Consider the following 12,237-nt stretch of genomic DNA (forward strand, 5'->3'; position numbering starts at 1 on the left):
CTAACCCCGTCCCCATTGGTCTCCCCCGGCCCTAACTTGCCTCTCTACACGGAAAAATGTAACAAAATACATTGAATAACCCCGGAAAAATGTAACAATACTAATATCAGGAGGCTGGAAAAATGTTAAAAAGGGAAATCTCAGAGAAATTAATTTCGTGGAAAAATCAGGAGAAAAAGAAAGCGCTTTGGAAAAAAGATTGTATTCTGCAAGGAAAATGTGATGAAGAATGAAGGAATCGAGTATTATCCTTGGTATCTGAGCATGTTTTATCAGCCGGAGAAAGAACCGGAGAGATTTATCTATGAGGTAGATCTGGCAGGATTATGAGAAGTTATCCACATTTTATAAACAAGGGCCAAACAGGGACGGAGTTTTCCGGCTTTTTTTTTCCACATGAGGGGTTGTGAAAAAACTCATTTATAAGGTATTGACAAAAAATACAGGGGGGTATGATGTTGTTATAAAAAATTGACAAGAAATTATAACATGGAAAAACAAATTAATAAATTAATATAAGTAGGATTGTTACTTTCAGTAGGCAAAACCGGATTTTATGAACATCATTGAAGAGACAGTTGTTTGTAAAATTTGGTTTTTTTTATTTGAATTCAGAATATTAAAGAAACATGAGAAAAAGTGAGGGGCAGAGCTTATGAAGAAAGGACAGAAGAAAAGAAGGAGTGTTATCTTACGAAGAGTTTTAGCATTATTGTTAGCAATTGTGCTCATTCATTCCCAAATCATGCCGGCTGTATTCGCCGCAGATACGAATTACAGTCAGGAAAGTAATACAGAAGAGAAAACTGTGGTGGATGGAGCAGAGACAGTACTGCCAATGTCGGAAGATGCAATCTCCGAATCGTCGGAACCGATACAATCGGAAGAACAACAGACAGAAGATAAGACATCGGAAGATACAACCGTCGAATCATCGGAACCGATACAATCGGAAGATACAACCGTCGAATCGTCGGAACCGATACAGTCGGCAGAACAACAGACAGAAGATACAGCCGACGCAGAACAGTCACCAGAAGTAGAGACAACAGGTGAGGCTGCGGAAGAGACGGTAAATATCGCAGATGCTGTTGTACCCGTAACCGTCAACTATTATCTTCCGAAATCACAGAATTTACAGGTAGATGCACCGGAAAGCTATACCGAAGGAGAAGCACAGGAAGAAGCAAAAAGTGCAGTAATTGAACAGGCACTTGGAGATGAGACAACACAAAAGCTGATTGAACAACAGAAAGAGAAAGGGATAGAAAGCAATACGCAGGAGCTGACAGCATCTGCTGTATCGGAAGAAGAATATGACAGCTACACACAGATGGCTGTGACAGGAGAAGGGCTTCAGGCACCGGAGGTTTCACTTTCAGATGATGTACAGTTGGAAGAGGATGCAGATGCGGAGAACACAAATCCACTGATTGGCTGGCAAGTAGCAAAGACGGCAGGTATTATGTTGTCCTATCCAGATGGGACTGAGATTAAGATGGGAGATGTCATTCCAGCCGATAAGATTAGCGAAGTACAGATGACAGCAGCCGATGATGGAATTTCATTGTTGAGTACACAGGCGAATATGTCGATAGCAAGCTTGATTGCCCTGACACAGGATATGACAGTAGTACAGCGTGTGGGTGATGCAGGAACGAATGGAAAGTGGTCGGTTCTGGTGCAGGGAGGAACCAACCAGACGCCTTCAGCAGGTACTGTAAGACATGCGTATGGAACCTTGAAAAGTGCGCTGACTGCAATCAATGCAGATACAACATCCAACAGCTTTAAAATTACATTCCTAGATAATTACACGGCAAGCTCAGCTGATTTAAGTGCGATGGGAAGTCCATCCAGTACGAGTGGAGTACTGGGGAAAAGAACAACGAATAAACCAACAATTGTATTCACAGGAGCAACCAATTATAGCACAGGTACTTCTTATAGCAGTTGGACAACATTTACTTCCCAAAAACAAAGAATCTATTTTGATGGATTCAATGCTTATTTTACACACGTTAATCTGGACTGGAGTGGTTCAACAGTCTATGGTAATCAGAACGATACCACTTTTGATGATGTGAAATTTGTAGGCGGAGCAGTAACTGCAATTTATGGTGGAAGATATTATAGTAATAGTACCAATGTATCCTATAATTTGAAATTTAAAGATGTAGAGATGACAAAGGATGCTCCTGTAAATCAGATCTTTGGAGGCGGACAGGATGATTCAACAGGAACTATTAATCTAACAATGACAAATTGTACAATCTATGGAAATGTATATGCATCAAGTGGACCACTTAACAGTTCTAAAACCTATACTCATACAGGAGATGTCCATGCAACACTGCAAGATACAGCCATTCGTAAATTCGATACAACTGTAGTAGATCCAATGTTGAAACCGAAAGAAGTCCATACCGTAGGTGGATCTTTCTGGGGATTGTATGGGAAAGTAACAGGAGATCTTAGATTAGATGCATCAGGAAGTTACGTAGCAGAATGTGGAACCTGGTTTACAGCGAAGGAGGACTGCACAGCAGGATCTATATCGTATAGATTCAATGATATTAAGGAAAGTCTGAGATTTGTAGGAGCATATGAACATGCTGGATATGATCAAGCAACCACATCGAAAGGTTATATTGAAGTCAATAACACGCAGGTTGCTAACGTATTTGGCTGGGGATATCTGAGGTTGAATAATTCTGTTACATGTGATGGGGGTGTGAGCAATTTCGGACATATGCAGTATGATTCCAGTTTCTATCATTATTGGACAGAACAGAAAAAGCAGGATGCCAAAGGTGGAGATCGCTATGTTCCAAAGGACTATAAACCGGACTTGCCGACTTGTATTGGATATGTAGCAACAAAAAGTTCAACCATTTGTTCTGGTGGAGATTGCTATGAAGCATGGAATCGCCAGCGTTTTGGAAGAATTGTATTAGAAGATAATTATAACACATTTCAGATATACAATGCCATGGGGGGAAATAGTACAAATGTTGTAGATGTGGATTATCTGGATAGAATTTCAGATTCTTATAAAGCTACTATTGAATTGATGGGAAGACAAGCGAATACAAGCGCAAGTAGTGCGTTTTCCATGATTCATATAAGGGGAAATTATTTTTCGACGTCAGTAAAGGCGATAGGGACATTAAAAACACATACGAATGTTACTTGCACAATGGCACAAGATACAACGAATAGATTGATTAAGCTGTATGCTACAACAAAAGCACAAAATATAATCTATCTATACAGTGGAAGTTCCATTACAGGAAATGCATTATATTCGGCAGATTCATTTGCAGAGGTATTAGATAGACTGCGGGAACAGTCTGGAGGCACTTATACGCTATGGTTTACAAGGGGATATAATCTGATTAATAAGGATGTTACTGCATTTAATAATGCAACAGGGTTTGCAAATAAAAATGTGACAATCATATGTGAGGGTGCAATAGCAGGGTCAAATGAGCGGAATTCTCCGAGTACAGGATTAAGGCTTTGGGATCAAGTCTTTCCAAACTTTAATTCACTGACATGGAAAAATGTGGAATTCCGATCAGATTTCTACGAATTTAATAAGTATTCATTTGTGATGCATGGAAATGGACACAATCTGACATTTGAAAACTGTAGATTCGCAGGTGATGTAACAATAAACGCAGGAGGAAACAGTACGCAGGGAACATCAGGCTCTACGCTTACATTAAAAAATTGTGTGAATGTAAATGAAATCTATGCTTCAAAGCAGCAAGATGGATTAGGAAATACAACGATTAATGTGGAGTCCTGTACAGGCCATACTGGTACTATAATAATTGATCCGGCAAGGTATAGTGTTAAAGATCTGAACATTAATTTGAAGGATTGTGTTGCAAAGGTTAATCCGTATTTTAAATCCGTTATAGAAGTTGAGGGAAATTATAGACTGACAGCAGAGAACACACAGCTGATGTTCACTAACCCAAATGTTTCAAGTGGGCATACTGCAAAGGTTTATCTTAACAAGGATTCTTCAAATCATGAAGTTGTTTTATTAGGGGATTGCATGGGAGCATACGATGCACCAGTTGGATCGTCTAGCCTGTATGTGACTGCAAAAGTAAGACCGAAAGAATCTACAAGCGTTCATCTGGACTACTTTGACCAGGTAGAGATTAATGGAGGAGAACTTCATCTTGGAGATGCGTCCAATTCAGTTACAGGTGGATTTGGAGACAGTACAAGAAAGGCAAATATCTCACTCAAGAATTCAGGAAAACTGATGTTAGACTATTTGTCTTCTACATCAATGAACCGGACAATCAACAGCCTTACAACAGATGGTACAAATACAGAAGTATCGGTTACATATGACTATAAAGGTGAGACTTCTCCAAGTGGAAGACCATTGATTATTAAAAATGCGCTGACTGTACCAAGCTATAGTAAGCTTCGCATATCAACAACGCTTCCACCAAGACATAAGGGGACTGTGGAATATCCATTGATTCAGTTTAATTCTTCGAATAATGCGAAGCTGGAGCAGTATAACTGGATTGCAGACAAACAATATTATTTGACAATAGGTTCTCAAAACAGTAACCAAATCGTACTTCGTGCAGATACATATGCGCCGTTGGTATATCAGGCGAAGACAACGAATATGTCTATGTCTCTGAGTGGAAATCAGATAGGACAATTGGAGATTTATCTGAAGGATTTATATCGTGACGGAATTGACAAGAATGGCAATAGCATTCATGATGCATCGGATGGTGCATATCCAACTGGTGTTCAGGTGTATTTAAGTACGCAGGATGTTCAGTTAAAGGATGGAGTTTATGGATATACATATAATTCCAGTACAGATATTCAGTTGAAGTCAGCAAATGTATCTTCTTATGGTTGGATGAACAGTGGGTCGTTTATAGATATCAATGGAACGTCAGTGACAGCTACAACAAAGTCACCGGTATTGCATTTGAAATTGAACTCACGTATTTATCAGGCAAACACAAATTATTTTATTTACGCAAGAGATAATGCCGGAAACTGGAGTAAATTCCTTCTGGATACGAAAGGCCCGACAAGTACTTACACAAATATTACATCAAAGAAAGTATCAGATGGAACTTACAGTTATACATTTACGGGGCTAAAATTTACAGATCCAATACAAACTGCAACATATGGAACATCAGATATTGCAGATGTAAGTTACAATGCGAATGCAACGCAGTATATTCAGAGTAGTAAGAAGATAGCAGAGGTACGATATAACAAAACAGGTTTAGACCCATGGTCAGGGAACACTTATACCAGTGCAACCGTTAACAGCAGTACAGGGGCGTGTACACTCAGTAATGTATCTGTTTCCGTAACAGAAAAATTATATGTCTTTGTAAAGGATGGCTATGGAAATATCTCGAGATTTACTTATGTACCAATTGTTTTTGATGCACAGAGCGGTGGAGCTACATCAACTGGAAAGTTCAGCGATGGGTCTACCACTTCATCTACACTGGGACTGGTGGGAAGTACTTTGAATATTGCACAGGAGCCATCAAGTCCGCTACTTGGAAATCAGAGGTTCCGCTACTGGTATAACTCTAAGGACAGTGGAAAATATCAAGTTTCATTAACAAGGGAGACTGTAAGTGATGAAACTACTTATTATTATCCACAGTGGACATATCCGACCTTAACGATTAGTAACCAGGTTACAGGAAATGTTGCAGATAAGAACAAAAAATTTACTTATACCATTTATGCGCAACGAGCTTCAGGTAATCGATATAATGGGCAGGCCTTTCCATATACAGGTGGAACGATAGCAGGAATATCAGGGGTTACGGCACAGGCTAATGGAACGCAAACGGGAGATCAAAATGGAGAATTTATAATTCAGCTTTCTCATGGACAGAGTGTTACGATTCAGCTACCAGATTATTATGATTACGTATCTGTAAGTCAGGGCAAGGAATCCCCTTACTGGACAGTGTATACAACAGAGGAAAATAAACAATATAACCAAAATTACAGAGAGAAATTCAGTGTGAATGCAACGAATCGATCACTTGCATTTGTTAATAGCAATGATTCCAGCCAGCCGGTAATCTATCAGCAAAAGATGGAAGGTGAATGGACAAAAGACCAGGGAGATAACTATGGAAGAAGACTGACAGTTTATATCAGAGATCTTTATGGAAATGGAATTGATACAAAAGGAAGTTCATTCTCAACATCGGAGAAAGCAGAATTCCCAGGATGTACATATGCACAGGTATATCTCAGCACCTATGATGCACCAAAGGCAGACAGAGGATTCAAATTCCGTTATAAGGACGCAGAATCTGAGATCTTGGAAAGTTTGTGCAGTTGTTATCTGCTTAACAGTGGAAGTTTTACAGATATTGAAGGTAAAACAGTGGAGGCAACTTTTGAAAAACCGGTATGGAAATTTGAGATGACTGATAATTATCAGTTCGATCAGAATAAGAATTATTTCATTTATGTGCGCGATCTTACAGGAAAGTGGACAAAATATCTGCTAGATACTAAGGGTCCTAGAATAGAGAATACAGGAACTATCACGAAATCAAAAGAGAATGATAATGACACGGAGTTTGAAATTTCAAAGCTTCAAGTCAAGGATGAAATGATTGATGCAGCAAATGGTACGTCCGATTTGACAAACGAGTCGCAGGAGAACTTTACATATGTTGCAAATGCAACAAAATATAAGGGAACGCAGGTTTCACTTGTACGTAACAACAAAACTGGAAAATTTTCAGATACTTACAAAACTCCTACAAAAGCAAAGGATGGAACTTATACGGCTGTGGAGTCAATGAATAATGGAGAGATGCTCTATGTATATGCTCAGGACTATTATGGTAATACGACAGCACAGCAGTATGTACTGGTTGGATTTGATGCATCAGGAAATGCACAGTACAAGAAAGCAAGTTTTGAAAATAACACGAGACTAAAGAGAGAATTGGTTGCAAAGGGACAGAAACTTTCGCCAAGTCAGATTCCATCTGATCCAGGCTTCTACAAAGATACTACAAGCCAGAAATTTACGCAGTGGTCAGATAGCACAGATCCGAACAAGAAAAAAGTAGATCTGAAAACAGCACTGATGACAAAATCGGTAATCTTAAATGCAGATTACGACAAACCAAGTGTAATAATTAAACAGATGATAAAGGGAGATGGTATCTGGAATAATCAAGAATTTACTTATAAGGTTAAGACAAGTTATCCAAAAGGAAAAGTGATTCCGTGTAAAGGAAGTTATGTATCACCGGCAGTAAATGCACCAAATATTACATCGCTGACAGTAGATGCGAATCAGGAGATTACATTTAAGCTGAAAGCAGGACAGACTTTAGAACTGATACCTGGGGATAACCAATATACGATTAAGAGCATCATTCAAGACAGCAACGGAACAAATTGCGAGATTCAAAAAGATGCAAAAGTTATTTCAAGTGTAGCGAATGTAGCTGTAGATGAGATCAGTACCAATTTTGTTTTTACCAATACGAAGAATATCGTAGTTACAGGTGTTGATGGAGGAAATACAGATAACAGTCTGTTACTTGTAGGTCTGATGGGAGTTCTTCTAATCACAGGAGTTTCTGTCTTACGAGTGAGAGGGAGGAGGAGATCCTAGATGGACACTGCAGAGGAAAAAGTAATTTCTGAGGAATCAGTGGCAGGAGGGATTTTCCGTGAGATTTTGTACCTTCTGTTGAAGATTGTAGCAATTGCAACTGCCATTGTGGTTATCTTCACATTTATCTTCGGTGTGTTCCGTTATGCGGACAACGCCATGCTTCCGGCAGTGAAAGATGGTGATTTGGTCTTTTATTATCGGTTAAGGAAGAGTTATGTAGCTTCGGACCTGGTTGTTTTGAACTATCAAGGAAAAGAACAGGTCCGGAGAGTGATTGCAACTGCAGGAGATGTAGTGGATATTACAGAGGACGGTCTTACAATTAACGGAGCACCGCAACAAGAACATCAGATTTACGAAAAGACACAGCGGTATGATACGGGAGTGGACTTCCCAATCAAACTACAGGAAGGGCAGATTTTCGTCCTGGGAGACAGCCGTGAGAATGCGTCAGACAGTCGAGTGTACGGAGCGGTAGATGTGAAAGACACGAAGGGAAAAGTTATGACGATAGTACGAAGAAGAGGCTTTTGATAAGCCGCAAGAACTTGTTAATATTTCTCCGCATAATGGCGGAGGGTGTTAAATAAAAAAATATACTAAGGAAAAGGAGAAAGAAAGATGAAGAAAAAATCCTTACAAAAAATGAGCAGACTCTTTGCATCCGCAGTATTAGTCGGAACAATGTGTCTCGGAAATGTAGCAAATGTAAACGCAGCAGATAATAATGGTCCTGCTACATGGAAACCAACAGATACTCCTGAAGCAGCAATTACTGTAGAGTATAAGATGGGAAATGATGTAGTAACTCCAGCGAACGATGTCAAATTTACCTTTGCTAAAACTGCTGCACCTGCAGGAATGAATGTGAGCGATATGCCTGCTATTTCAATTGCAAATGTTAAATTCAATGCAGGAGAAGATGAGATTAAAGATACTACTGCTACAGACATCAAAGTATTAAGAAAACAGAGCGATAACTTTCTTGCAAGTTTCAAAACAGCAATGGATTCTAGTAAAAAAATGACAACTGGTGAATATGTTTATAAAGTAACGTCAACTAGTACTGTAACAAAGGCAAAAACTAATGATGTATTTACAGCGTCAAAGGCTGAATACAAACTTAATATTTTCGTAGCACAGGATACAAATGGTAAATTATACATTAAAGGTCTTTCAATTATTAATACTAAGACTGATGCTGGAGCAGATAATACTGACGGTACAAAAGTAAATGGTAATCCAGGAACAACAACAGGTGGTATAGAAAGTAACTTTAGTGGTCTGAAATTCGTGAACGAATATGTTGCAAAAGCAGGTAGCGTAGTAGACCCAACAGATCCGATTGTACCAGATCCGGAAGATCCATCAACTTATGCCTTCAAAGTAACGAATAATGTTGTAAACCCAAAAGATCAAGCTGGAAACTTTAAGTATACTATGACAGTAACAAAGCCAGCAGGAATTACAACAGCTGATGATTCATATGTTTATTTTGTAAATGGAGCAAAGGTGTCTGGAAAGTATGGAGAAGCTGTAACATTTACACTGCCAGCAGGTAAGAACATGATGATTCGGAGCTGCTATGCTGGATCTAAAGTAACAGTTGATCAGCAAGGTGTAGCAAACTGGACAGCAACAGCAAAGACAATGTTCAATGGAAAAGCAGATACTAGTACATTAACAGCAGCAGTAGGTAAGAATCTTAAGGTTGAAAACAAAACTCTTGGACAGCAGGAAAACAAGGTTGATTACACAAACACTTACAAAGATATCGCAGTAACAGGTATCATCGTAAATAACTTCCCATTCATTATCATGATTGCTATCGCAGTTGTTGCATTTGCAGGTATCGTAGCAATGAATAGCAAGAAGAGAATGAACAGAAGATAAGGGTAATGAATATAGACAGAGGAATGATTTAGCATGTGCAGACACAGAGGTATTTGCAGAGTAATAAGAGGGATGAATGGAATACTGGATTATGGTTTACTTCTGCTTTTGCTTCTGGGTCTGGTATATGGATGCTATGCATTATGGGATTCGCAGAATCTGGCAGAGGAAGCAACGTCAGAACAATATGCGATTTATAAACCTCAAGAAGATACGCTGGGATTCCAGGAATTACAGTCGATGAATTCGGATGTGATTGCCTGGATCACAGTGTATGATACCCCGATTGATTATCCGGTTGTACAGGGAAAAGATAATTGGGAATATGTTAACAAGAATGCAGAAGGTGAATATTCCCTGACCGGTGCAATTTTTATGGATTCCGAAAATAATCCGGATTTTCGAGATTTTAATACTATTCTCTATGGACATAATATGGTTCCAAATGTCATGTTCGGAAGTATCAAGGAATTTAAAGAACAAGCCTTTTACGAAGCACACCCATATGGTAATCTATTTGTTCAGAATCGTAATTTTGGATTGGAAATCATTGCATTAATAGAAGCGGATGCTTATGACAGTTCTGTTTTTAATATAAATGTAACAAGAAATGACAGTATCCCTTATATGGAAGTGATTCGAAATCATGCAGTTTATATGAATGACATTACGTTAGAAGCAGATGATAGAATTCTTCTATTATCTACTTGCTCATCAGAGTCAACTAACGGAAGAGATATTCTTGTAGCAAGAATTACAGACCAGACATACAAAGATACATACAGTGCCAAAGATCAAGATCATGCCGGGCATGAAGCGGTAGACCGACGAGGCGGATGGAGAGATTTTATGCCTGGATGGAAGGCTGCGTTGTTCTTATTACTGCTCCTATTGATATTAATCTGTTTCGCAGATCAGTGGATTTGCAGACAAAGAAGGAAAGGACGGAAATAACATCAAAATGAAGAGACAGAACGCAGAAACTGACAAGGCGTTTCGTATACTGGATATTTGTAACGAGTTATTGAATTGGATTTTGATGATTATTTTAGTTGTTCTTTTTTGTTATGGAACCTATGGCATTGGAGACAGCTACATGTTGGAAGAAAATGCCATGCCGGAACATTATGAAATCTATCGTCCAACGGAAGAAGACTATGGGGATTTTGACGAATTGAAGGCGCAGAACAGTGATGTATGTGGCTGGATTACGATTTATGGAACACATGTGGATTATCCGGTAGTACAGTCGGAGGATAACAGCACATATTTAATGAGAAATCCGCGTGGAGAATATAGCTTGTCTGGCTCAATCTTCATGGATTATATGAATCAGAAGGATTTTTCAGATTTTAATACCATTATTTATGGTCACCATATGGATGGCGGAGCGATGTTCGGGGATTTTGACCGGTATCTGGATCCGTCTTTTGCGGACAGTCATTTGTATGGTAATGTTTTTACCAATGGAAAAGATTATGGTCTGGAGTTATTTGCATTCTTGGAGTTGGATGCTTATAATACAGGTCTTTATGTAACACCAGTGCAGGAAGTTTCCCGGAAAGAACAGTATTTGCAAGAGATAGAAGATACTGCTTTGTGGTATCGTCAAATCAGTCTTTCCACAGAGGACCGGCTGGTAGTGATGTCTACGTGTACGGAAAATATCACGAACGGAAGGCATATTCTGATAGGAAAGCTTTCAAAACAAACGTATAAAGATACGTATAAGAAAACTTTGAAAAGGAACAGTCAGATTGACCGAATCGACTGGGGGATTTTCTGGAAAACTAGTATGAAGCGATTAGGTGTTCTGATTCTGCTGTTGTTCAGTATTTTGTTACTGATGGCAGTGGAGAGGAGCGGAAAGAGAAAGAAAACAAAAAATAACAGTAGAAAACTGGAAAACTGACAGAGGTATGTATGTGAAAAGTGAAAGATATAAACAGAGAATAAAGCTGGTGTGCCTTGCTTTTGTGATGATGGTATGTGTGGTCATTCCAAATCAGGTATATGCAGCGGGGAAAAATAAAGAAGCTGCTCTGACGGTGGAACAGACTGTAAAAGGGAAAACAAACGGGACTACAGATGAGTTTCAATATGAGTTGACAAGCTTAGGTTCTGGCAATCCAATGCCGGAAGGAAGCAATGGAGACAGGTTGAAATTTAGTCTTAATGGTAATGAAAGTAAGGAATTGGTTTTTTCTTATGAGGAGGCAGCTACTTATCGATATCAGCTGAAACAGGTTGTTGAGAAAGATGATAAGGATTATGATGGGCAGGTTTATACCATAGAGAATTATGTAATGCAGAATGGCTCAGAAGATTTTTTAGTTAAGACTGCAATTAAAAGAAAAGATGGGAATAAATCGCCGACATTAAGTTTTACAATCCAACATAAGGCGGAAGATGAGACACCAGTGAAAAATACAGCAAGTGTCCCAAAATCAGGAGACGATCAGTCCTTTATCTCGTTGATTGTATTGATTTTGAGTGCACTGCTTATAATAGTAGTATATAAGTGGAATAAGAATCGGCGTGTTTAAGACCGATGTAAAATAAAGGTGCCGGTTGGGGACGGAGTTTAGTGGCTTTTTGGCTTGCCAAAAAAGCCACTGACGAATCGGAATAGAATCTGCCAGTCCGCCATCCAAATA

6 protein-coding genes are annotated in these 12,237 nt (G+C 39.0%); all 6 read left to right on the forward strand.

Features of this window, described 5'->3' with window-relative positions; all coding sequences use genetic code 11:
• The first annotated feature begins 655 nt into the window (after positions 1 to 655).
• The 6 genes from LQE94_RS06090 to LQE94_RS06115 all read left to right on the forward strand — a co-directional run bounded on the left by LQE94_RS06090 (position 656) and on the right by LQE94_RS06115 (position 12,126).
• Positions 656 to 7,684 carry a DUF7601 domain-containing protein gene (locus tag LQE94_RS06090; RefSeq protein ID WP_240577246.1) on the forward strand — a complete coding sequence of 2,343 codons (7,029 nt, stop codon included), beginning with the start codon at positions 656 to 658 and terminating at the stop codon, positions 7,682 to 7,684.
• Positions 7,685 to 8,221, forward strand: coding sequence for a signal peptidase I (gene lepB / locus LQE94_RS06095; RefSeq protein ID WP_117990099.1), 537 nt, complete (start codon positions 7,685 to 7,687; stop codon positions 8,219 to 8,221).
• 87 nt (positions 8,222 to 8,308) lie between these two features.
• Complete coding sequence (locus tag LQE94_RS06100) at positions 8,309 to 9,580, forward strand: hypothetical protein (protein ID WP_240577247.1); 1,272 nt, start codon at positions 8,309 to 8,311, stop codon at positions 9,578 to 9,580.
• A gap of 33 nt (positions 9,581 to 9,613) precedes the next feature.
• Entirely contained in the window at positions 9,614 to 10,534 is a 921-nt protein-coding gene (gene srtB / locus LQE94_RS06105; RefSeq protein ID WP_240577248.1) for a class B sortase, read from the forward strand.
• Positions 10,535 to 10,541: 7 nt separating this feature from the next.
• Positions 10,542 to 11,492: a class B sortase gene (srtB, locus tag LQE94_RS06110; RefSeq protein WP_118738429.1), complete on the forward strand. Its 951-nt coding sequence runs from the start codon at positions 10,542 to 10,544 to the stop codon at positions 11,490 to 11,492.
• Between the two features lie 13 nt (positions 11,493 to 11,505).
• Positions 11,506 to 12,126: a hypothetical protein gene (locus LQE94_RS06115; protein WP_240577249.1), complete on the forward strand. Its 621-nt coding sequence runs from the start codon at positions 11,506 to 11,508 to the stop codon at positions 12,124 to 12,126.
• The last annotated feature ends 111 nt before the right edge of the window (positions 12,127 to 12,237 follow it).

Source organism: Mediterraneibacter sp. NSJ-151, assembly GCF_022487435.1.
Lineage (GTDB): Bacteria > Bacillota > Clostridia > Lachnospirales > Lachnospiraceae > Schaedlerella > Schaedlerella hominis.